The organism is Leucobacter sp. GX24907, from assembly GCF_053567335.1.
Genome location: NZ_JBSGPD010000001.1, coordinates 173,197 through 194,094 on the forward strand (window position 1 = coordinate 173,197; position 20,898 = coordinate 194,094).

A 20,898-nucleotide genomic window follows, 5' to 3' on the forward strand; every position below is an offset into this window, starting at 1 on the left:
AGATGGCTGCCAAGAAACGCAGTGGACTCGGCCGAGGCATCGGCGCCCTGATTCCCCAGGCGACGGAGGGCGAGAAGCGACCTGTCGATGTCTTCTTCCCGGCGAACGGTGAAGAGGCGAAACCGACGGGCCGCGCCACGTCGAAGCCCAAGACGACCTCCGCGGCGGCCGCAGCCGCGGCCGCCGCTGTAGCTGCGGGACACGAGGCGCGCTCGGGTACCGGGTCGAGCGAGCGCGCCGCCGACGAGCGCGCCGCCGATGCAAACCTGCGTGAGGTGCCCGGCGCAACGCTGACGCGTCTTCCGGTCGCTGAGATCGCGCCGAACCGGTTGCAGCCGCGTCAGGAGTTCGACGAAGAAGCGCTCGAGGAGCTGACGCACAGCGTCCGTGAATTCGGCGTCTTCCAGCCGATCGTCGTGCGAGAGGTCGACCCGACCCCGGAAGCCGGCGAGCCTCGCTATGAGCTGATCATGGGTGAGCGCCGACTGCGCGCTTCGAAGCGTGCCGGCCTCGACACGATCCCGGCGATCATCCGCAGCACCGCTGACGAACACATGCTGCGTGACGCCCTGCTCGAGAACCTGCACCGCGCACAGCTGAACCCGCTTGAAGAAGCGTCAGCATATCAGCAGCTCCTCTCCGACTTCGGCATCACGCAGGAGCAGCTCGCGGAGCGCATCGGACGTTCGCGTCCCCAGATCTCCAACACGATCCGCTTGCTCCGCCTGCCCGAGCCGGTGCAGGCACGTGTCGCAGCCGGTGTGCTGTCGGCCGGTCACGCCCGGGCGATCCTCTCCCTCGACGGCGACGCGGATGCCATGCAGCAACTGGCTGACAAGGTCGTGAACGAGGGCTTGTCGGTGCGCGCCGCTGAGGCCGTGGCTACCGCTGCGCCGAAGCGCAAGCCCCCGAAACCGCGTGCCGGCGGAGTACAGGCACAGCTCGGCGAGATCGCCGAGCGGCTCGGAGATCGGTTCGACACTCGGGTAGCGGTGAAGCTCGGTGCGAAGAAGGGCCAGATCGTCATCGACTTCGCGACGATCGGAGACCTGAAGCGCATTCTCTCCGAGCTCGGAGACGAGGGCTTCAACTGAGTTCCCGCCGATGACCGGGATAGGACGAACTGAACCGCGCACGGGCGGCGCCACGTTCGCTGCCGCTCTGCTGGGCGTCATCGTCGTCAGTGTCGCGTGTGCGGGAAACCTGCTCATCTGGCTGATGAGCTGGGTGATCTCGTCCGGAGGTGGCGCGCTGATGGCGCCATCGGTGATTCGCGACGTCCTGGGTGCTCTGCTGGTACTGACCGCCGCGATACGGCTGCTGCGAGTCGCTTCCGCGCATCGCGGCACCTCATCGCACGAGCGCCCCGATGCGCGACCGGAAGGGTCGAGCGGCGCATCGGCCCCGGTGCGAGCGATGCTTGTCGGGCTGCTCGGCGTCGCCGTGTCGCTCTGCCTCGCACTCGTCATGACCTGGGCGATGCCAGATCTCTACCAGCGGGGCCTGCTGTTCACTCCCCTGCTCTTCGCGGTGGGAGTGCTGCCGGCGGCCGTGCTGCTGCTCATGCGGGTAGATTCGATTCCATGAGCGCAGAAGCATCCCGGATAGTCATCGCAGAACGCAGCATCGCGGCCGATGCGGCTTCGATATTCGACCTGATCGCCGACCCTGCCCAGCAGCCGCGCTGGGACGGCAACAACAACCTCGCCGAAGCGGCACCCGGTCAGCGGGTGCACGCGGTCGGCGACGTATTCCTGATGACGATCACCACGAACGACTTCGTGCGTGAGAATCACGTCGTCGAGTTCGAGGAGGGGCGACGCATTGCTTGGCGCCCCTCCGAAGTCGGAGAGCCCCAGCCAGGCCATCTGTGGCGGTGGGAGCTCGACCCGCGCGACGATGGCAGCACCCTCGTGCGCCACACGTTTGACTGGAGCGAACTGCGCGACGAGCGGCGCATCGAGCGCGCCCGGAAGAACACCGCCGAAGCACTGCGCGCGTCGATCGATCGTCTGGCCGCACTCGTCGAGACCGAATGAGACGCACAGGGGCGGGCCTCTTCGGCTCCGCCCCTGTCACATCAGTTGCCGTGGTCGGCGTCAGATGATGCCGTTGAGGTGTTCCTCGATCATGGGCTTGGGCATGGCACCGATAATCTCTCGGACCTCTTCGCCGCCCTTGAAGACCTTCATCGCCGGGATCGAGGTGATGCGGTACTGCTGAGCCAGCGCGGGGTTCTCGTCGACGTTCACCTTGACGATGCGCAGCTTGCCGTCCTGCTCATCCGCGATCTGCTCGAGCACAGGGGCGACGGCCCGGCAGGGACCGCACCAGGCTGCCCAGAAATCCACGAGTACGGGCACTTCGCTCTGCAGTACTTCGGTTTCGAAGGTGCTCTCGGTGACATTGATGGTTGCGGACATGGGTTCCTCCTGGGTGGGTCGCTTGCGGATGCGGTTCGGATCAGCCGTCGAGAGCCGCGAGGTAGTGTTCGGCGTCGAGCGCTGCAACGGTGCCGGATGCGGCTGCGGTGACGGCCTGGCGGTAGGTGGGATCGATGACATCGCCCGCTGCGAACACGCCGGCGACCGAGGTCTTCGAACTGCGACCGTCGACAGCGATGACGCCGTCGGTGGTCAGGTCGAGCTTGCCATGCACCAAATGGGTGCGAGGATCGTTGCCGACCGCGACGAAGAGCCCGTCGAGCGGGAGCTCGCTCTGTGCCCCGTCGACGGTGCTGCGCAGGGTGATGCCGGTGAGCTCGTCGGCACCGTGGATCGCGGCCACCTCGGAGTTCCAGATGAACTCGATCTTCTCGTTGTCGAAGGCGCGCTGCTGCATGATCTTCGAGGCCCGCAGCTCGTCGCGGCGGTGAATGACATACACCTTCGAGGCGAAGCGGGTGAGGAAGGTCGCCTCTTCCATTGCAGAGTCGCCGCCGCCGATCACGGCGATCGTCTTCTCGCGGAAGAAGAAGCCGTCGCAGGTCGCGCACCAGGAGACGCCGTGACCACTGAGGCGATCCTCATCGGCGATACCGAGCTTTCGGTAGGCCGATCCGGTCGCGAAGATCAGCGCGCGAGCCTCGTGGACTGTGCCGTCACTCGTGGTGACACGCTTGGTGTCGCCCGCGAGATCGACGTCGGTCACGTCGTCGTAGGTCACCTTCGTGCCGAAGCGCTCGGCCTGGGCCTGCATCTTCTCCATCAGCTCGGGGCCCTGGATCCCTTCAGGAAAGCCGGGGAAGTTCTCGACGTCGGTGGTGTTCATCAGTTCGCCACCGGGCGACACCTGGCTCGCGAAGAGCAACGGTTCGAGCCCGGCCCGCGCAGCGTAGATCGCGGCGGTGAAACCGGCGGGGCCGGATCCGATGATGATGATCTGGTGCATGGGGCTCCTTGCAGACGCACGATGTGAGCCGCGATGCGGGCGCACCGTACGACTCCGATGGGATACAACCCATCCTAGGTGCGCGCTATTCCCCGATCCGTGAGACGGCGGGTGCGCCTCGACGATCCGCGCGCCGCCTGCGCACGCTGCGCCAGACTCCGAAGCCGAGCAGCGCGGTCGTGAGCCCGACGAGCGTGCCGAGGGCGATCGTTTCGATGCTGCTGCTGATCGAGATCGGGATCGTGCTGCTGTCAAACTCCCGCCCTTCGACGGTGTCTCGCAGCGTGACGACGAGCCCGGATTCGCCCGACGACACACGAGCGAGCACCGGAACAAGGATGTGCTGATTGCCATCGGCGGGAATCAATGTCGGCTCGATCGAGCGCTCCTCGACACTGAGCGCGGCCGACGACGGGGTGATCTCGCCCGTCACGAGTGCGTCGAACGGAAGCGAGTTGTGCACCTGCACCGGGACGCGTGTGGAGGTGCCGACCAGGTGCGTGCTCTCGGCACGGGTGACGCGCACCCCTTCCAGCAGTTCGGAATCGCGCGCCGCATACCGATCGGCGACAGCCGAGAATCTCCCGTTCGGGCCCGCGTAGCGAGTTGCGAACAGCTGCATCAAGCGTGCCCGCTGGTAGCCGACGAGTTCGTTCGGCTGTTCGAGCAGTGGGCTCATCGCCTGCACATCGGGCTCGCGATCGAGTGCTGCGCGCAACTGCTCCAGCCGCTGCTCGGCGGCCTCGGTCGCGGCGGCATCGTCGGTGGAACCTCCGCCCGCCGAGGCACTGGCCGAACGCAGGGACGCGTCGCCGGCCCGCTGCTCAGCGATCGGCACCGGATCGACCCAATCGAGTTCCGCGATTGTCTCAAGCAGGTTCGACGAGGCGTCGCTCGGCAGATCGGGCAGCGTCGTCGCGCCCCGATCGAGCGCGAGCACGAGTCCGGGCGATCCATCCTGTGCCGCGAGCACCAATTCTGCCGCGATCGAGCCGACACCGGATGCGCGATCGATCTCGTGCTCGCCGACGAGAGCGCGTTCGGCCTGCAGTCGGAGGTCGCGATCGACCACGACCCCCGATGCGATCTCTTCTTGGCCGCTGCGCAGCTGGACGCGTGGCCCACCCGTTCGCGTCACGTTCCCCGAATCGACGATCACGGAGTCGATTCCGTTGCGCTTCAGGAGATCGAGCGTCTGGCGGTCAGTGGATCCCGCCACCGGCCAGGCCGTCGGCGTCTCTTCCGGCCAGTTGAGCAGCTCGCTGAGCGAGGGGACGGTATCGGAGTCCGTGTCCGCGTCTGAGTCTTCGGGCGGTACCGGATGGCCGGGAGTCTCGGCCTCACTGCTGCCTTCTGTCGGGCCGATACCGCTTGACGGCTCGGGTGTCTCGGTGCTCTGCCCAGAGTGCTCACCCGATCCCTGTTCTGCACCCTGCTCCGAGCCCTGCTCCGTCCCTTGCGCCGAGAACTCTCCATGGTTGGTCACGAAGTCGAAGTTCAGCGGTGTGAGGAGCTCGTCGAGTCCGAGTGCCGCTTGCGCCGCAGGATCCGCATCCGCGAACTGGAGCAGGAACACGGGAGCGGAGGTGCGGGTCAGGCGGTCCAGGAGCTCTTGCGCATCTGCGGAAGCCGCGGTGCCGTACGCGCGGATACCCGAGATGATGCGCGGATCGATCGCGAGTGTCGACCCGAGGGACTCGGCAGAGTCGATCATCGACATCAGACGCTGGGTGGATGCGTCGATCTGTTCGCGGGTGGGCATGCTTGCCACGTCGGACGGGAGCGTGAGCGGCACGATGGTGCTCAGCGCCACCGGATCTGCCGTGCCGGCGCCCTCCCAGATGATCGGAGCGAGAGCGAATGGATTCGCGGTGCGTGCGGCCGCGTCCTCCCCCGGTTCGAGGGATGCACGCAGGAGGTAGACGCCCGCTTGGCCCGACTGCAGCTTGAGATCGTCTCTGGGCACGCGCAGCGAGATCTCCTGCGTGCTGTCCGGTGCGGTTTCACGGACTTCGGCGGTGGTGACCGGTGTGCCGACGTCTGGGAAGCCGCTGGTCAGCTCATCAGGATCAGCGAGTGGCTGCGGTCGGAGCTCGAGGTGGAGCTCGCCGGCTGGGGCGGGATCCGCCCCTGTATTGCGAATCAGGACGCGGAACTCGAACTCTTCTGTATCAGGCTGCAGTACTGGCTCCATCGGTGCCAGCACAATCTCGATCGGCGGAGTATCTGCGACAGCTGTAGCGGGATCGGGATCCGTATCTTGCGCACGAACAGGATCTTGCGCATGAACGGGCGCCGCGAGGGCTTCGGACGGAGCCGGCGCAACCGATACGGCACCAGCTGCGCCGATGATCGCGATTGCGAGGAAACCGGTTGCACACAACCGCAGCGGACGGCCCCACCGTGCCGCCGGGGGGCGCCTGATGCGGTCCGGTCGGGTCATACCGCCAGTGTAGAGGCGGCGGCCGTACCGTCCCTGCGCGTCGTCAGCACCCCCTGCACTGCCGGTACGCTGGACGGATGCGACCCCTCGCCGAGTCCATGGCCGATCTGCAGGCCATCGCAGCGTCACCGACCGTCTCCACCCTCGCCTCCGCATTTGCGGCAGCGGGGCACGAGTTCGCGCTGGTCGGAGGCCCCGTGCGCGACGCGCTGCTGGGGCGCTCGGTCGCGGACCTCGACTTCACGACCTCGGCCAGGCCCGAGCAGACGCGCGCGATCCTCGAGACCCTCACCGACAGCATCTGGGATGTGGGCCGGGACTTCGGAACGATCGCCGCCCGCGTGCAGGGCGAATCCGTCGAGATCACGACGTACCGCGCAGAGGTCTATCGTGACGACTCGCGCAAGCCCGACGTCACCTACGGTGACACCATCGAGGGCGACCTCGAACGCCGCGACTTCACCATCAATGCGCTCGCGCTCATGCTGCCGCAGTTGCGCCTCGTCGATGTCGGCACTTCGTCCTCGGGAGGCACCGGCGGATTGGAAGACCTGCTCGCGGGTCGCATCACGACACCGGGGCCAGCCGAACGGTCGTTCACCGACGATCCGCTGCGCATGCTGCGTGCCGCGCGCTTCGCGGCGCAGCTCGGTTTCGAAGTCTCGGCCGAGACGCGTGCCGCGATGGCAGAGTACGCGCCACGCCTCGACATCATCTCCGCGGAGCGAATCCGTGACGAGTTCGTGAAGCTCATCGCGACCGACGATCCGGTGCCGGGTATCCGCCTGCTGGTGGAGACCGGCCTGGCCGAGCGCTTCCTGCCAGAGTTCACGGCGCTCATCGCGGCCCAGGACGAGCACGGCAGGCACAAGGACGTGTACGAGCACAGCCTCACGGTGCTGCAGCAGGCGATTGATCTGGAAGCGGCGCGCGGGCAGGGAGGCGACGCCGCCTCCTCCCCCGACATCGTGCTCCGGATCGCGGCCCTGTTGCACGACATCGGCAAACCGGCCACGCGACGCTTCGAGCGGGGCGGCGTGACGTTCCATCATCATGATGTGGTCGGCGCGAAGCAGGCTCGTAAGCGACTGCGGGCGTTGAGGTTCGACAACGACACGATCAGGCGGGTCTCGCGGCTCATCGAGCTGCACCTGCGTTTCTTCGGGTACAGCGATCAGCAGTGGACTGACTCAGCCGTGCGCCGTTACGTGCGGGATGCGGGCGATGTGCTTGAGCAGCTGCATATCTTGACGCGCGCCGATGTGACGACCCGCAATCGTCGCAAGGCGGAGCGGCTCGAGCACGCGTATGACGACATCGAGCATCGGATCGCGGCGCTTTCGGAGGCGGAAGAACTGGCTGCAGTGCGACCGGAGCTCGACGGTGAACGGATCATGGCGGTGCTCGGCATCCCGCCCGGGCCGCTCGTCGGCCGTGCGTACAAGTATCTGCTCGAGGTGCGCCTCGATGAGGGAGTCATCGGCGAAGATGCTGCCGAGGCGCGACTACGGGCGTGGTTCGCATCGCAGAGCGACGGAACCGCTGAACAGACGAAGGAGCGATGATGTCGGAGCAGGATCCGAAAGCCTGGTTCGGAGGCGTGCCGCGCGTGATGTTCGTGCACGCGCACCCCGACGATGAGACCATCGCCACGGGCGGAACGCTCGCCGCGCTCGCCGAGGCGGGGCTCGAGCCACTGCTCTTGACCCTCACCCGTGGCGAGCAGGGTGAAGTGTACGACGGCCCGTTCCGCCACCTGCAGGGTACGGATGCGCTCGCACCCCATCGGCAGCAGGAGCTCGCGGCCGCGCTCGCGATGCTGGGCGTCGAGCGTCACGTCTTTCTCGGGGTCCCTCCGGCACGTGCCGCCGGGCTGCCGCCGACGATATATGAAGATTCGGGCATGGAGTGGGAGCCGGCTTCTCCCGACGCCTCCGACGACGCGGGCCAGCCATCGGCCGCTGTCTGGTCGACGGAGGGCGCTGACCCGGCGACCGAGCCGGGGTTGGCGTCGCAGTCCGTGCCGCATGAGGAATATGAGCGGCACGGGTCGCGCCGAGCCGTACCCGCGAGCACGGTCGGTCCCGATGCGCTGACCAGCGTGCCAGCAGTGGAGGTTCTGAACGACGTGCTCGCCGCCGCCCATGACTCCCACGCCGGAGCGATCGTCAGTTACGACGACGGAGGCGGCTACGGGCACCCCGACCATGTGCTGGCGCATCGACTTGCGCGAGCGGTCGCCCAGGCCTTGGAGCTGCCGTTCTGGGAGATCGTGTCCGATGTCGATGGAACTGCTCCCGACGTATCTGTCAGTGACAGCGACGCTGTCGACGGCACGGCCGATCCCGACCAGAGCCCGGTCGAGCAGCACGACATCGCCGCTTGGATGGACCGTAAGGTTGCCGCGCTCCGCATGCACGGCACACAGGTTGCGGTCGATGGATCAGACATTGTGCACGTTGGCGGACAGCGCGAACCGATCGCCCGAGTGGAGTCCTTCCGCCGTCGCTGAGGCGGAGGATGCCATCGCATCCCGCCCAAGGGGGTAAACTGCGAGGTCGGGGCGCATGCCCGAAGGATTTTCCGCGTCGTTCCGGGAAGCACCGCGACGCAAAGATGCAAAGGAATGTATTGCAGATGAGTGTCAAGGTCGCCCTCGCGGGCATCGGAAACTGCGTGAGCTCGCTGGTGCAGGGCGTCGAATACTATCGAGGCGCCGACGACAGCACGCAGGTTCCGGGCCTCATGCATGTGCGACTGGGCGGCTACCACGTGAGCGATCTCGAGTTCGTCGCCGCATTCGAAGTCGATGCGGCGAAGGTCGGGAAAGATCTCGGCGAAGCTATCTGGGCCGGTCACAACAACACCATCAAGTTCTCCGACGTACCGAACCTCGGTGTCGAGGTGCAGCGCGGCCCCACGCTCGACGGCTTCGGTTCGTACTACCAGGCCGTGAGCGAGGAATCGACGGCCGAGCCCGTCGATGTCGCACAGGCGCTGCGCGACTCGGGCGCTGAGGTGCTCGCCTGCTACCTGCCCGTCGGCAGCGAGCAGGCCGTCAAGTTCTATGCGCAGGCCGCACTCGACGCGGGGGTTGCCTTCGTCAACGCGGTGCCGGTGTTCGTCGCAAGCGACCCCGAATGGGCTGCGAAGTTCGTCGAGGCCGGGCTGCCCATCGTCGGCGACGACATCAAGAGCCAGGTGGGTGCAACGATCACGCACCGTGTGCTCGCCCGCCTCATGGAGAGCCGCGGTATCGCGCTCGACCACACGTACCAGCTCAATGTCGGCGGCAACATGGACTTCAAGAACATGCTCGAGCGCGAGCGCCTGGAGTCGAAGAAGATCTCGAAGACGCAAGCGGTCACTTCGAACATCGACATCGACCTGCCCGCAGACGATGTGCACATCGGGCCGAGCGACCACGTGCCGTGGCTCGAGGATCGCAAGTTCGCATTCGTCCGCCTCGAGGGTCGCGGCTTCGGCGATGTGCCGATGAGCCTCGAGTACAAGCTCGAGGTCTGGGACTCCCCCAACTCTGCAGGCACCATGATCGATGCGATTCGTTCCGCGAAGGTGGCCCTCGACAAGCACCTCTCGGGCCCGGTTGAGCCCGCATCGGCCTACTTCATGAAGTCGCCGCCCGTGCAGAAGCCCGACGAGCAGGCGCGCGCTGAGCTCGAGGCATTCCTGGCCGAGTAATCTGCGGTCGCCGCCCGTCGGCGTTTCTTCTCGGTGAGCCCTGTCGCTCAGAACGGAGCTATTCTTAGTTCTCATGAATCAGGGTCTCCATTCCGACGATGGACAGTCCGCGGGCTCCGCAGCGGGCGATGACCGTACTCGACCTCACCACCATCAGGTCGCCTCGGTGCTTCGTGAACGTATTCTGCAGGGCGAACTCGCCCCAGGCCAGCGGCTGGTGGAGCGAACTCTCGCCGCCGAGATGGGTGTCTCGAGGATCCCGGTGCGCGATGCACTGAACATCTTGCGAGGTGAGGGCTTCGTCTCGGCGACGCCGAACCGGGGCATGGTGGTCACGCCGCTCTCGCGGCAGGACATTGAAGAGTTGTTCGAGGTGCGAGAGGCACTCGAGGTACTCGCGGTGCGGCGAGTCACCGAGCGGGCCACAGCGGAGGAGATCAAGCAGCTCGAGCGCGCGATTGCCGAGTCCGAGGCCGCGGCGGAGCGCGACGACGCGCAGGCGGTCGGTCGGTGCAACCAGGATTTCCACGACCTGCTCACTGCGATTGCTCACAATTCTCTGCTTGCGTCGATCATGGAACCGCTTGAGGGGCGGCTGCATTGGCTTCTGCGGCAGAACGATGACCCCCAGGTGCTGCACGACGAGCACGGGGCCCTGCTCGAGGCGATCCGGAGCGGGGATGCTGACCTGGCCGCCGAGCGCTCGCTCGAGCACGTGCGCACGAGTCGCCGAATTTGGCTTGCGAACGAGGCACGTCTGCGCGGGCGATCCGAGGCGCAGGACTGACCGGATCGCGCTAGAGAGCGCCGGCGGGCTCCGAGGGGCACGCCGGCTCGTTCGCGCAGGCCCGCCTCCGTGCGGCCGCGCGCAGGCCGGCGATGATCCCCGAGACGAGATCGCTGCCCGAGGAGTGCCCGATGCGAAGCACCCGCAGCAGTGGGGCGTGAATGCGTGCGTCGAGGTCTACCGTACTGAGTGCGACTGCGCCGCGCGCGGGCGGCTCCGGCAGTCCTGCATGGAGCAAGTCCAACAGCGATTGCGCAGCACGCCCTTCGGCCGCCTCTCGGATCGTGACAGCGCTCAACTCGGTGGTGCGTTGTCGATGATGCGCGACGATCCGGAGTACGGCGTTGGCGACGTCCGAGAGCCCGCTGCCGGGAGAAGCTGAGACGAGTGCGAGCCCAGCAAGGTAGTCGTCTCCCGAGGGCGTGAGGCCGGGGCCGAGGCCGAGCAGGCTCAGTACGGCGCCGTCGACGGCTCGCCTGTTCGATATCGCAGAGCTGAGCAGCTTGGTCGCGCGTAAGAGGCGCGCGGCGACCGCGGACTCGACAGGACCGGCGTGCGGCGCTGGTCCGAGCACCCCGCCTCGGACGCCCTCGACCGCCAGTCGGCGGTCGAGGGCACCGGCCAGGCCGTGCAGAGCCGCGACGCCTCTCATTCCGATGGGAATCGCCTCCGGACTCCAAGCAACTGCCGCGTGGAGGTCGAGTCCAAGATCAAGCCCAGACTCGGTTCCGAGGGAGCCCGGGAGCTCGGGTCCGATCACTCCTGCGGGAGCCGGCACGGGCTTCCTACCCGGTTTGATCAGGTGGACCCGCTCTCCAGTTCGGAGGGCTGGAATCACCTGCTGCGGTGCGAGCCGTAGGGTGCGAGGAGCGTCGTCGAGCTCGGCGGATACGAGCGAGAACAGCTCCCCGTCGTCAGTGCGCAGATTGACCACGCGGGAGAAGACGGAGTGCGTCGTCATGGGCTCACGCATCCGCGGTGCGAGGCGCGACTCGTCCCAGCTCTGCACCGCGAGGAGGTTATCCATGGCGATCCACCTCTCGTCGAACGGATCCTTGGAAAAGGTCTGGTCCATTTCCCGTTGAATGGTATACCATCGCTGTTGCGCGCTCGCAGTCGCGCATCATTAGACACCCGCAGTGCCCGAGCGGTGCGGCGTCGCGACCAATCGAGGAGGCCGAAATGCGGATCGTGGTGGCTCTGGGCGGCAATGCTCTGGCTCGCAGGGGCGAGCCGATGACAGCTGATCGGCTTCGGAAGAACGTGCGCTCGACATGCCGGATGCTCGCATCGCTCGTGGCCGACAACGAGGTCGTCATCACGCATGGCAATGGCCCGCAAGTCGGGCTTCTCGCGCTGCAGAACCTTGCCTACCAGGATGTTGCGGCGTACCCCCTCGACATCCTTGGGGCGGAAACGCAGGGCATGATCGGCTATGTCGTGCAGCAGGAGCTGTCGAATACGCTCGGCGCCGATCGCGAAGTCGCCGCGATCCTCACCACGACGGTGGTCGATGAGAGCGACCCGGCCTTCGAACACCCGACCAAGCTCATCGGTCCGCAGTACTCGGCCCAGGACGCCGATCAGGCCGCCGCGACCTATCGCTGGACCATCGCCAGAGACGGCGAGCTCTTCCGCAGGGTCGTCCCTTCGCCGAGTCCAGAGCGGATCGTACAGGCGCCGCTCATCGGCCGGCTGCTGACCGACGGGATCCCCGTCGTCTGTGTCGGCGGCGGCGGGGTTCCTGTGCGGATCGACGGCCGTGGACGCCAGGTCGGTATGCAAGCGGTCGTCGACAAGGATCTTGCGAGCGCCGCGCTCGCCGCAGAGCTCAGGGCCGACATGCTCGTCATGCTCACGGACGGTGATTTCGTCGTCGAGCGGTGGGGCGAACCCGATGCCCGACCGATCCGCAGGGCCTCGCCCGACGCGCTCGAAGAACTCGAGTTCGCGGAGGGCTCCATGGCACCGAAGGTCGACGCAGCGATCCGAGTCGCCCGCGCCGGTGGGCGGGCGGTCATCGGGCCGCTCGACCGACTCGAAGACCTGCTCGCCGGCACCGTCGGCACTGAGGTCGTCCCTGATGCCCGCGGCATCGAATACGCAACCGTCTGAGCCGTCGGCTCCACGACCCGAACCATCGACACCACGGAGGAAACACGACATGGGCGAAGCCGCCACCACTCTGGCACCTGAGGAGCGCGAAGCCGTCGAGGCTTGTCTCGCCGCCGCCGCCGCGGCGGGCGACCTGGACGGCCTGCGTGCGTCGCTCGACGCCGGTGCGTCCATCAATGCGACGAACCGCAGGCGCGAAACCGCGGTACTGCGCGCTGCGAAGGCCGGGCACTACGAGGCCGTGCGCTTCCTCATCGAACGGGGGGCTGACATCGATCTGCAAGATGAGACGTGTCTCAATCCCTTTCTCTTCGGCTGTATCAGCGGTGACCTCGAGCTTGTGCGGCTCACGGTGGAGGCGGGGGTCGATCTCGAACGCCTCACCCGTTTCGGCGGCAATGGACTCACCCCGGCCGCCGAAAAAGGCCATCTCGAGGTCGTTCGCTACCTCCTCGCGAACACGTCGGTCAACGTCAACTTGACGAACACCGTGGGGTGGACCGCGCTCATCGAGGCGATCATCCTCGGCGACGGAGGCCGGGTGCAGCAGGAGATCGTCCGTCTGCTGCTCGAGCACGGCGCAGACCCCCGCATGAGCGACGAGTGGGGCACGAGCCCTCTGGAGCTCGCACGCCGCAAGGGCTTCGATGAGATCGCGGATCTCATCGCCCGCGCCCTTGCCGAGGGACGGAAGGAGAAAGCATGAACCTCCGCGCCGCGGTGAAGCGGAACACCTACGTCGACTCGGTGTCGCTGATGGCGATCTCGACTCGGGCGAACGAGCTTGCAGGCGTAGAGCAGGCGTTCGTGGCAATGGGCACTGAGATGAACCGGGCCGTACTCCGCGAACTCGATCTGCTGGCGCCCGAACTCGACGACGCCGGTGCCGGCGACCTCATGGTCGTGGTCCAGCTCGTGGCCGACGCGGACGACTCTGAGGAGATCCTCCAGCGCATCGATGAGCTTCTCGTGCGTAAGCAGCCCGCGCGCCGAGACGGGGTCGCCGTCGCGCCCCGCACCATCGAGGCGGCCGTCGAGGCGGAGCCCAATACGAACCTCGCGGTCATCTCGGTGAACGGCGCATTCGCCGTGCGCGAGGCTCGCCGTGCGCTCGAGGCCGGGCTTCACGTCATGATGTTCAGCGACAACGTCCCGGTTGAGCAGGAGGTCGCCCTCAAGTCGCTCGCTCACGAGCGGGGCCTTCTGATGATGGGCCCGGACTGCGGCACGGCGATCATCGGCGGCACGGCCCTCTGCTTCGGGAACGCCGTACGTCGGGGGACCATCGGCATCGTCGGGGCCTCAGGCACGGGCAGCCAGGAGGTGAGCGTACGCGTCCATGACTTCGGCGGCGGCGTCTCGCAGCTCATCGGCACCGGCGGCCGCGACCTCTCGGAGGAGGTCGGCGGCATCATGATGATCGATGGGATCCGGGCGCTCGCGGCGGATCCGGCCACCGAGGTGATCGTGCTCGTCTCCAAGCCCCCGGCACCCGCGGTCGAGCGCAGGGTGCTCGCGGAGATCGAGAAGACGGACAAGCCGGTGGTGGTCTGGTTCCTGGGAGGGTCCGAGGATGCGGTGACCTCCGCGGGCGGCCGGTTCGCGAACGGATCGAAGCCCGCGGCGCTGCAGGCGGTACTGCTCGCGGGGGCGAAGGAGGAGGAGCTCGACCTCCACCTCCTCAACCGCCCCCTCATCGCTGAGGTCAAGGAGAAGCTCGGGCAGGGGCAGCGCTTTGTGCGGGGGCTGTTCTGCGGGGGAACCATCTGCGACGAGGTCATGCTCTCCGTGGCCGAGATGCATGACGAGATCTGGTCGAACATCGCGATCGACCCGGAGCGGCGCCTCGGGCCGGGAGATACCAGTCGTGGCCACTCGTTCATTGATTTCGGCGCCGACGAGTTCACTGACGGCAGACCGCACCCGATGATCGACCCGACGCTCCGCTCCGCCCGCATTGTGCAGGAGGCGCGAGATCCCGAGGTTGGTGTGATCGCACTCGACTTCATCCTGGGATTCGGTGCGCATGAAGATCCCGTCGGCGCCGCGCTCCCCGCGATCCGCGAGGCCCAGGAGATCGCGGCGGCCGAGGGGCGCCACCTCGAGGTGCTCGGCTACGTGCTCGGCACCGATCTCGACCGGCCCGGCCTGTCCCAGCAGGTGGCCGCCCTCGAGGAGGCCGGGGTGACCATTGCGAGCAGCAGCACGAACACCGGCCTGCTCGCCCGTGAATTCGTCGTCAAGGAGGATCCCCGATGAACGCAGAGCAGTCCGTTCCGATCTCAGACCTCTTCGCGGGAACACCGCGCGTCGTGAATGTCGGTCTCGAGATGTTCGTCGAGGATCTCGCGGCTCAGGGAGCCCGGGTCGTCCCGGTCGACTGGTCGCCGCCCGGCGGGGGCGATCCCGCGGTCATCGCGGCCCTCGAGGTTCTCGAGCGACCCGAGAACATCGCGCTCATCGACGCGGCCAACCAGCAGGCGATCGACCGCATCGTCTCCGCGCAGCCCATGCTCATCGGTTTCGAGCGCGCGATCGACGTCATTCCCGGAATGACCCCCACTACCATCCTGCACGCCGGCCCTCCGATCGAGTTCCAGCGGATGTCCGGCCCCATGCGCGGAGCCGTCACAGGGGCCCTGGTCTTCGAGGGCCTCGCCGCGGATGTCGAGGAGGCGGCGCGACTCGCCGCCTCGGGAGCGATCGACTTCGCTCCGTGCCACGAGCATCAGGCAGTTGGCTCCATGGCGGGAGTGACGTCGGCCTCGATGTTCGTGCACGTAGTCGAGAACGCGACCCACGGCAACCGCGCCTATACGAACCTCAGCGAGCAGCTGGCGAAGGTGCTGCGCATGGGGGCGAACGACCACGCTGTAATCGACCGTCTCGTGTGGATGCGGGATACTCTCGGACCGGTTCTGCAGCAGGCGATCGCCGCCGTGGGGCCAATCGACCTACGGCTGATGCTCGCTCAGGCGCTGCACATGGGTGACGAATGCCACAACCGGAACGTCGCGGGAACCGCACTGCTCGCTCAGGCGCTCGCCCCCGGCATCGTGCAGGCCGACTTCGATGCCGATAAGAAGGTCGAGGTGCTGGAGTTCATCGCAAGTTCCGATTACTTCTCCGGCCCCACCTGGATGGCGACGGCGAAAGCCGCGCTCGACGCCGCGCACGGCATCCCCGGTTCGAGCGTCGTCGTCACGATGGCCCGTAACGGCGTCGAGCACGGCGTCCGTGTCAGCGGGCTGGAGGAGGAAGGGTGGTTCGTCGGCGCGGCGCAGCGGGTCGTCGGCCCGATGTTCGCCGGATACAAGCCGGAGGATGCGGGGCTCGACATCGGAGACAGCGCGATCACGGAGACGTACGGCTTCGGGGGCTTTGCGATGTCGGCAGCGCCCGCGATCACCGCGCTCGTCGGCGGCACGGCAGAGGACGCGATCGAGGTGACGCACCGCATGGGAGGCATCACCGTCGGCCGAAATCCGAACGTGACGATCCCCCTGCTCGACTTCGTGGGACTGCCGACCGGCATCGATGTGCGCAGTGTCGCGGCCAGTGGGGTCCTGCCCGTCATCAATACCGCGATCGCGCACCGCGAGGCAGGCATCGGAATGATCGGGGCGGGGATCACCCATCCCCCGATCGAGGCATTCCACTCGGCGGTGGTGGCGCTCGCCGAACGCCTCTCCGGTGGATCATCGTCCACCTGATCACTCGCCCGGACCGAATAGGCCCGCAAGAGGCTATGGTATACCAAAACTAGAATGGCGGCGACGGCTCGCGCAGTGACGCGGAGTGCGCCCCGAGAGAGGAACTGCAACATGATTCGAAGCATCCCGGGAACCGGGAAGGGAAATCTGTTCATCGTGACCGAGAGCCACAGCGATCGAGTGGCGTTCGTAGACCTCGCGCGGAACGAGGACGCAGTGGTCCAGGAGACCATCGTCGGGGCGGCGCCGTGGGCCATCGCTGTGCACGAGCCCTCGCGCCGAGGATACGTGAGCACGGCAGAGGGCCTCGCGGTGCTCGACCTCGACTCCCGCGAGAGGGTGGCTCTCGTGCCCTATCTGGCTCAGCCGGAGTCGATCGACTACGGCGAGTACCGGTCGGGAGGCACCGGTGTTGTGGTCGTCCCCGACGGTTCCGCCGTGTACGTCGGGGTGCACCGCGACGGCCTCGATTCCGTCGTCGAGCGCTTCGATACCGTGAATCGGGCGTTCACGGACTCCTTCGAGGTCGGGCAGCGCCCCTTCGACGTGCAGATCTCTCCTTCGGGGCACGAGGTCTACACGATCGACCACGACTCGTTCACCTTGCACACGATCAGCGTGCCGGGGCACGATGTGACCCGAACCGAGATCGCGCCGTTCGGCACGGAGGGCGGACTCATGTCGCACTTCAAGCCCCACTATGCCGCTGTCGCCGAGAACGGACTCCTGTTCCTCCCCTACCAGGGCAAGGGACTCGTGACCTACAACCCGATCACGCGGGAGTACACGACGGAGCCGATGACGGGCGACACGCATCAGCACGGCACCGGTTTGACCCACGACGGGCGACTGCTCGTCGTGGGGGTCGGCGCGATCGGGGGCGCGACCAGGGGGCCGAGTCTGACCATACGCGATCTCGCCTCGGGAGAGGAGACATTGGTCGAGCTCGAGAAGGGCCACGAGAACGTGATCGAGTGGCTCGATGCTCCGGACGGACGACCGAAAGCCGTCTTGACCGGAGGATCGACGAGCAGGGGCCCCTGGGACGGCATTACCATCGTTGACCTGGAGTCCCTCGAGCGATCCGAGATCGCGGTACCGAAGCTGCCCCAGATGGGTGTGCTCATCGCCGCGGAGTAGTCGCGAGCGGATCGCGCGACCCTTTTCGGCGCTGTGATCAAATCGCAACCCGGCCGTGTCTTGACTTTGCGGATTCGGTATACCAAAATCGGATTCACATTTTGGTATACCAAAATGACTCCACGAATTCCCCACTGCTACAACTCATCCACGCGCAACGGTCGCGCGTCAATCGAGAGGAACTCTCCGATGTCCACCACCACACGACAGTTCAGGCGCCTCCTCGGCGTCGGAGCTGCCTTCACCCTGGGCGCAGCGCTGCTCACAGGGTGCATGGGCTCCGCCGCTCAGAGCGGCGACGGCGGCGAAGCCGCGACAGGCGGCGCCGCCACGCTCGCGATGCCCGCCGAGCCCGGCAATATCGACCCGATCATGATGCGCCAGCTCACCGCCTGGAACATGTACTACGCGGTCTTCGACGGGCTCACCCGCATCACGTCCGACGGCTCTGTCGAGCCCGGTCTCGCGGAATCCTGGACCTCGAACGACACGCTCGACGTCTGGGAATTCACGATCCGCGACGGCGTGAAGTTCCACGACGGCACCGATCTCGAAGTGTCGGACATCGTCTACACCTACGAGAAGATCCTCGCGAGCGAGACCTCCACCAACCGCGTCGCGATTGCGATGGTCGACAAGGTCGAGGCCGTCGACGACCACACCGTGCGCTTCACCCTGAAGAACCCGTTCAGCGCCTGGCTCAGCCAGGTGGCGACGATCGGCATCGTCTCGGAAGAGGACTACGAGGCCAAGCTCGAGGGCTTCGCCGATGATCCGGTGGGCACCGGTCCGTACAGCTTCGTCGCGTGGAACCACGGAGTCGACTACCAGGTCGAGCGCTTCGAGGACTACTGGGGCGAGCCCGGCAAACTCGACGAGGTGACCTTCTCCTTCGTCGGAGCAGCGGACGCCCGTACCACCGGCGTGGAGTCGGGCACCCTCGACGCCGCGCTGATCCCGGCGAGCCAGGTCCCGGTCATCGAGGGCTCCGGCACCGCCGAGGTGATCGAGGCGAAGTCGAACAAGGTCGCGCTTCTCGGCATCAACACGACGGCGGGTCCGCTTGAAGACGCGGACCTGCGCAAGGCGATCCCGCTCGCGATTGATCGTCAGCAGATCATCGATCAGCTCCTCGGCGGTTTCGGAGAACCGACCGGTCAGCTCCTCGCGGAAGGTGTGACGGGCTACGTCGACGGCTTCCCGGTACCCGAGCACGACACCGATGCTGCTCGCGATCTCATCGAGCGTTCCGGGTACGACGGCGAGGAGATCACCTTCCAGTACGCGAGCAGCGGTGGCGATCCGACCGATCCCGAGGTTGCTCAGGCCATCGCGGGTCAACTACAGGACGTCGGTCTCAACATCAAGCTCGTCGGCGCTGAGCAGGAGAGTCAGAGCCTCGCCGTGGCCAATCATCAGATCACCGGGATCTACCTGAACTTCTGGTCGCCCTCGAGCATGGACGGCGACGTCGTCGTCAGCCAGCTCCTGGCTGGCGGTCCCGAGGACTACGCCCGCGACGCCGAGATGGCGGAACTGTACCTCGAGCAGCAGGCAGCTGACGAGGAAGGTCGTCAGGAGGTCTTCGAGCGCATCTGGGAGCGCAATGCGGAGATCGTCCCGAACGTGCCTCTCTGGGAGATCACCAACGCCTACGCATCGGCGAATGGTCTCTCTTGGACGCCGCCGGTCGACGGTATCTACCGGGCGTACGATATCGGTCGCAGCGAGTGACAGCCCGGGCGGGACCGCGCGAAGCGGTTCCGCCCGGCGTCGCGCGCTCCACACGGAAAGCTCATTATGGCCTCCTATCTCATACGACGCATCCTCCAGGCGCTCGCCACCCTGTTCATCGCGGTCACCATCGCCTTCGTGCTGGGGCGCGCCACCGGCAAGCCCGCCGCACTGATCCTCACGGAGGGCGCTACTGAGCAGCAGATCCACGACCTCAACGGTCGGCTCGGCTTCAATGATCCGCTCGGCACCCAGTACCTGAACTACCTCGGCGGTCTGCTGCGCGGCGACTTCGGCGTCTCCTACCGTAATCCGGGGCAGCCGGCTCTCGACATCATCCTTGAGCGCCTTCCGGCGACCATGACGCTGGCCATCAGCGCCTTCGCTATCGGGCTTGTGCTCGCAGTGCTGGCCGCGCTGCTCATCCATATCACCGGCAGCCGCACGCTGCGGGCCATGTTCGTGTGGAGCGGATCGCTTCGGCAGTCGGTCCCAGATTTCTTCTTCGGCCTCCTGCTGGTGCTCATCTTTTCCGTGGCTCTCGGCTGGCTCCCCAGTCTCGGCTACAGCGGAACCCCTTCCCTCGTGCTCCCCGTCGCCACTATCGCGACCGCGCAGTTCGTACTCTACGTCCGTCTGCTCGACTCCTCTCTGAGCGAGCAGACCACCGCGGACTATGTACGGACGGCCTACGCACGCGGTAAGAGCCACTCGAAGGTGGTCGCTACCGAGATGCTGCCGAACGCGTTTCTCCCCGTTCTCACCGTCGCGGGCCTCAATCTGGCGGCTCTGCTCGGCGGCACAGTCATCGTGGAGCAGGTCTTCTCTTGGCCGGGCATCGGCGTGACGCTCGTCGGAGCCGTGAGTCAGCGCGACTTCGCAGTCGTGCAGGCGGGCCTGCTGGTGGTCGCCTTCCTCTTCGTCGTCGTCAATGTGGTCGTCGACCTTCTGTATTCGATCATTGACCCGAGGGTGAAGCTCTCATGACACACACTTCAGTACTCTCGCAACTCGGCGATCCCGCGCTCCGGCCGAAGCGCCGGCGTCCACGCGGCGGAGGAGCGCTGCTCTCCTACATCGGAGGTCTCGTCGTCGTCGCAACCGTACTCGGGAACGCTCTCGTGCACCTCTGGCCCGGATTCGACCCGTTCGCGCAGGACCTCTCCGCTGTGCGGCTCGCGCCCTTCGTCGACGCCGCGCATCCGCTTGGCACCGACGCTAACGGTCGCGATCTTCTCAGTCGGTTGGCGGCGGGCGGAGTCACGACCCTGTGGATCACCGCAGCGGTAGTCGGAATCAATATGCTCGTAGGCACGGTGTTCGGACTGTGCGCCGGATTCTTCGGCGGCTGGCTCGACAACATCATTGCCCTGCTGACCGACGTGAGCCTCGCGCTCCCCGCCGTGCTCCTCCTGATCGCGCTTTCGGCCATCTTCGGGCCGAGCGCGCTCCTCATGATCCTCGTGCTCGGGCTGACGCATTGGATGAACTTCGCACGCGTGGCCCGCGCCACCGCGCTCACCCTGCGTGGCCAGGACTTTGTGATCGCCCCGCGGCTGCTCGGAGCCTCCGCGATGCACGTGATCCGCACGCACATTCTGCCGCACGTCGTGCCGCAGATGTTCATCCTCGCGGTGTCGAGCATCGGGCTCGTGATCGTGCTGCAGGCCGGCCTCGACTACCTCGGTTTGGGCGTGCAGCCGCCTTCCCCCACGTGGGGCGGTCTCGTGCTCGAAGGTCAGAAGTACCTGCGGCTTTCGCCGTGGCAGGCGACCATCCCCGGCATCGCGATCTTCCTGATCGTAGGAGGAACACAGTTCTTCAGCCAGAGGTTCACCGCAGAGAACAAGCAACCGCTGCGAAAGGTGCGTTGA

19 protein-coding genes are annotated in these 20,898 nt (G+C 66.5%); 15 read left to right on the forward strand and 4 right to left on the reverse strand.

The features are described from left to right. The first annotated feature begins 2 nt into the window (after window positions 1-2). Genes ACUYV6_RS00915 through ACUYV6_RS00925 form a run of 3 tightly spaced genes read left to right on the forward strand, consistent with a single transcriptional unit; the run spans window position 3 to window position 2,039 of the window. Window positions 3-1,094, forward strand: coding sequence for a ParB/RepB/Spo0J family partition protein (locus ACUYV6_RS00915; protein WP_449276766.1), 1,092 nt, complete (start codon window positions 3-5; stop codon window positions 1,092-1,094). 10 nt (window positions 1,095-1,104) lie between these two features. Next, the gene (locus ACUYV6_RS00920) at window positions 1,105-1,587 is read left to right on the forward strand and encodes a hypothetical protein (RefSeq protein ID WP_449276767.1); all 483 of its coding nucleotides are present in this window, start codon (window positions 1,105-1,107) and stop codon (window positions 1,585-1,587) included. Then, window positions 1,584-2,039 carry an SRPBCC family protein gene (locus tag ACUYV6_RS00925; RefSeq protein WP_449276768.1) on the forward strand — a complete coding sequence of 152 codons (456 nt, stop codon included), beginning with the start codon at window positions 1,584-1,586 and terminating at the stop codon, window positions 2,037-2,039. The genes ACUYV6_RS00920 and ACUYV6_RS00925 overlap by 4 nt, the downstream gene beginning before the upstream one ends. Window positions 2,040-2,099: 60 nt before the next feature. On the opposite strand, the gene trxA is transcribed toward ACUYV6_RS00925, so the two are convergent. From trxA to ACUYV6_RS00940, 3 genes are all read right to left on the reverse strand, one after another. Next, on the reverse strand, window positions 2,100-2,423 hold the full coding sequence (gene trxA / locus ACUYV6_RS00930; RefSeq protein WP_449276769.1) for a thioredoxin: 324 nt from the start codon (window positions 2,421-2,423) through the stop codon (window positions 2,100-2,102). Between the two features lie 40 nt (window positions 2,424-2,463). Beyond that, on the reverse strand, window positions 2,464-3,390 hold the full coding sequence (trxB, locus tag ACUYV6_RS00935; protein ID WP_449276770.1) for a thioredoxin-disulfide reductase: 927 nt from the start codon (window positions 3,388-3,390) through the stop codon (window positions 2,464-2,466). 85 nt (window positions 3,391-3,475) lie between these two features. Further along, complete coding sequence (locus ACUYV6_RS00940; RefSeq protein WP_449276771.1) at window positions 3,476-5,833, reverse strand: DUF6049 family protein; 2,358 nt, start codon at window positions 5,831-5,833, stop codon at window positions 3,476-3,478. Between the two features lie 77 nt (window positions 5,834-5,910). Between ACUYV6_RS00940 and ACUYV6_RS00945 the strand changes: the two genes are divergently transcribed. From ACUYV6_RS00945 to ACUYV6_RS00960, 4 genes are all read left to right on the forward strand, one after another. After that, window positions 5,911-7,398: a CCA tRNA nucleotidyltransferase gene (locus tag ACUYV6_RS00945; RefSeq protein WP_449276772.1), complete on the forward strand. Its 1,488-nt coding sequence runs from the start codon at window positions 5,911-5,913 to the stop codon at window positions 7,396-7,398. Next, window positions 7,398-8,345 carry a PIG-L family deacetylase gene (locus ACUYV6_RS00950; RefSeq protein WP_449276773.1) on the forward strand — a complete coding sequence of 316 codons (948 nt, stop codon included), beginning with the start codon at window positions 7,398-7,400 and terminating at the stop codon, window positions 8,343-8,345. The genes ACUYV6_RS00945 and ACUYV6_RS00950 overlap by 1 nt, the downstream gene beginning before the upstream one ends. A 125-nt stretch (window positions 8,346-8,470) precedes the next feature. Then, the gene (locus ACUYV6_RS00955; protein WP_449276774.1) at window positions 8,471-9,535 is read left to right on the forward strand and encodes an inositol-3-phosphate synthase; all 1,065 of its coding nucleotides are present in this window, start codon (window positions 8,471-8,473) and stop codon (window positions 9,533-9,535) included. A 73-nt stretch (window positions 9,536-9,608) separates the two neighbouring features. Then, entirely contained in the window at window positions 9,609-10,322 is a 714-nt protein-coding gene (locus ACUYV6_RS00960) for a GntR family transcriptional regulator (protein WP_449276775.1), read from the forward strand. 10 nt (window positions 10,323-10,332) lie between these two features. Here the strand turns inward: ACUYV6_RS00960 and ACUYV6_RS00965 are convergent, their stop codons facing one another. After that, window positions 10,333-11,397 carry an oxamate carbamoyltransferase subunit AllH family protein gene (locus ACUYV6_RS00965; RefSeq protein ID WP_449276776.1) on the reverse strand — a complete coding sequence of 355 codons (1,065 nt, stop codon included), beginning with the start codon at window positions 11,395-11,397 and terminating at the stop codon, window positions 10,333-10,335. A gap of 107 nt (window positions 11,398-11,504) precedes the next feature. Here ACUYV6_RS00965 and ACUYV6_RS00970 point away from each other — a divergent pair, with 107 nt between their 5' ends. The 8 genes from ACUYV6_RS00970 to ACUYV6_RS01005 all read left to right on the forward strand — a co-directional run bounded on the left by ACUYV6_RS00970 (window position 11,505) and on the right by ACUYV6_RS01005 (window position 20,898). Then, window positions 11,505-12,437 carry a carbamate kinase gene (locus tag ACUYV6_RS00970; protein ID WP_449276777.1) on the forward strand — a complete coding sequence of 311 codons (933 nt, stop codon included), beginning with the start codon at window positions 11,505-11,507 and terminating at the stop codon, window positions 12,435-12,437. A gap of 49 nt (window positions 12,438-12,486) precedes the next feature. After that, window positions 12,487-13,143, forward strand: coding sequence for an ankyrin repeat domain-containing protein (locus ACUYV6_RS00975; RefSeq protein WP_449276778.1), 657 nt, complete (start codon window positions 12,487-12,489; stop codon window positions 13,141-13,143). Then, the gene (gene fdrA / locus ACUYV6_RS00980) at window positions 13,140-14,696 is read left to right on the forward strand and encodes an acyl-CoA synthetase FdrA (protein WP_449276779.1); all 1,557 of its coding nucleotides are present in this window, start codon (window positions 13,140-13,142) and stop codon (window positions 14,694-14,696) included. Before ACUYV6_RS00975 ends, fdrA begins: the two co-directional genes overlap by 4 nt. Next, window positions 14,693-16,150, forward strand: a complete 1,458-nt coding sequence (locus ACUYV6_RS00985) for an oxamate carbamoyltransferase subunit AllG family protein (protein ID WP_449276780.1) — start codon at window positions 14,693-14,695, stop codon at window positions 16,148-16,150. The genes fdrA and ACUYV6_RS00985 overlap by 4 nt, the downstream gene beginning before the upstream one ends. 111 nt (window positions 16,151-16,261) lie before the next feature. Next, window positions 16,262-17,290: a YncE family protein gene (locus ACUYV6_RS00990; RefSeq protein WP_449276781.1), complete on the forward strand. Its 1,029-nt coding sequence runs from the start codon at window positions 16,262-16,264 to the stop codon at window positions 17,288-17,290. A 189-nt stretch (window positions 17,291-17,479) separates the two neighbouring features. Further along, window positions 17,480-19,024, forward strand: coding sequence for an ABC transporter substrate-binding protein (locus ACUYV6_RS00995; RefSeq protein WP_449276782.1), 1,545 nt, complete (start codon window positions 17,480-17,482; stop codon window positions 19,022-19,024). A gap of 66 nt (window positions 19,025-19,090) precedes the next feature. After that, the gene (locus tag ACUYV6_RS01000; RefSeq protein ID WP_449276783.1) at window positions 19,091-20,011 is read left to right on the forward strand and encodes an ABC transporter permease; all 921 of its coding nucleotides are present in this window, start codon (window positions 19,091-19,093) and stop codon (window positions 20,009-20,011) included. Further along, window positions 20,008-20,898 carry an ABC transporter permease gene (locus ACUYV6_RS01005; protein WP_449276784.1) on the forward strand — a complete coding sequence of 297 codons (891 nt, stop codon included), beginning with the start codon at window positions 20,008-20,010 and terminating at the stop codon, window positions 20,896-20,898. Before ACUYV6_RS01000 ends, ACUYV6_RS01005 begins: the two co-directional genes overlap by 4 nt.

Bases quoted from the DNA above. Each gene is read 5' to 3' on its own strand.
- ACUYV6_RS00915 (WP_449276766.1), top strand. From the start codon at position 3: ATGGCTGCCAAGAAACGCAGTGGACTCGGCCGAGGCATCGGCGCCCTG.
- ACUYV6_RS00920 (WP_449276767.1), top strand. From the start codon at position 1,105: ATGACCGGGATAGGACGAACTGAACCGCGCACGGGCGGCGCCACGTTC.
- ACUYV6_RS00925 (WP_449276768.1), top strand. From the start codon at position 1,584: ATGAGCGCAGAAGCATCCCGGATAGTCATCGCAGAACGCAGCATCGCG.
- trxA (WP_449276769.1), bottom strand. From the start codon at position 2,423: ATGTCCGCAACCATCAATGTCACCGAGAGCACCTTCGAAACCGAAGTA.
- trxB (WP_449276770.1), bottom strand. From the start codon at position 3,390: ATGCACCAGATCATCATCATCGGATCCGGCCCCGCCGGTTTCACCGCC.
- ACUYV6_RS00940 (WP_449276771.1), bottom strand. From the start codon at position 5,833: ATGACCCGACCGGACCGCATCAGGCGCCCCCCGGCGGCACGGTGGGGC.
- ACUYV6_RS00945 (WP_449276772.1), top strand. From the start codon at position 5,911: ATGCGACCCCTCGCCGAGTCCATGGCCGATCTGCAGGCCATCGCAGCG.
- ACUYV6_RS00950 (WP_449276773.1), top strand. From the start codon at position 7,398: ATGTCGGAGCAGGATCCGAAAGCCTGGTTCGGAGGCGTGCCGCGCGTG.
- ACUYV6_RS00955 (WP_449276774.1), top strand. From the start codon at position 8,471: ATGAGTGTCAAGGTCGCCCTCGCGGGCATCGGAAACTGCGTGAGCTCG.
- ACUYV6_RS00960 (WP_449276775.1), top strand. From the start codon at position 9,609: ATGAATCAGGGTCTCCATTCCGACGATGGACAGTCCGCGGGCTCCGCA.
- ACUYV6_RS00965 (WP_449276776.1), bottom strand. From the start codon at position 11,397: ATGGACCAGACCTTTTCCAAGGATCCGTTCGACGAGAGGTGGATCGCC.
- ACUYV6_RS00970 (WP_449276777.1), top strand. From the start codon at position 11,505: ATGCGGATCGTGGTGGCTCTGGGCGGCAATGCTCTGGCTCGCAGGGGC.
- ACUYV6_RS00975 (WP_449276778.1), top strand. From the start codon at position 12,487: ATGGGCGAAGCCGCCACCACTCTGGCACCTGAGGAGCGCGAAGCCGTC.
- fdrA (WP_449276779.1), top strand. From the start codon at position 13,140: ATGAACCTCCGCGCCGCGGTGAAGCGGAACACCTACGTCGACTCGGTG.
- ACUYV6_RS00985 (WP_449276780.1), top strand. From the start codon at position 14,693: ATGAACGCAGAGCAGTCCGTTCCGATCTCAGACCTCTTCGCGGGAACA.
- ACUYV6_RS00990 (WP_449276781.1), top strand. From the start codon at position 16,262: ATGATTCGAAGCATCCCGGGAACCGGGAAGGGAAATCTGTTCATCGTG.
- ACUYV6_RS00995 (WP_449276782.1), top strand. From the start codon at position 17,480: ATGTCCACCACCACACGACAGTTCAGGCGCCTCCTCGGCGTCGGAGCT.
- ACUYV6_RS01000 (WP_449276783.1), top strand. From the start codon at position 19,091: ATGGCCTCCTATCTCATACGACGCATCCTCCAGGCGCTCGCCACCCTG.
- ACUYV6_RS01005 (WP_449276784.1), top strand. From the start codon at position 20,008: ATGACACACACTTCAGTACTCTCGCAACTCGGCGATCCCGCGCTCCGG.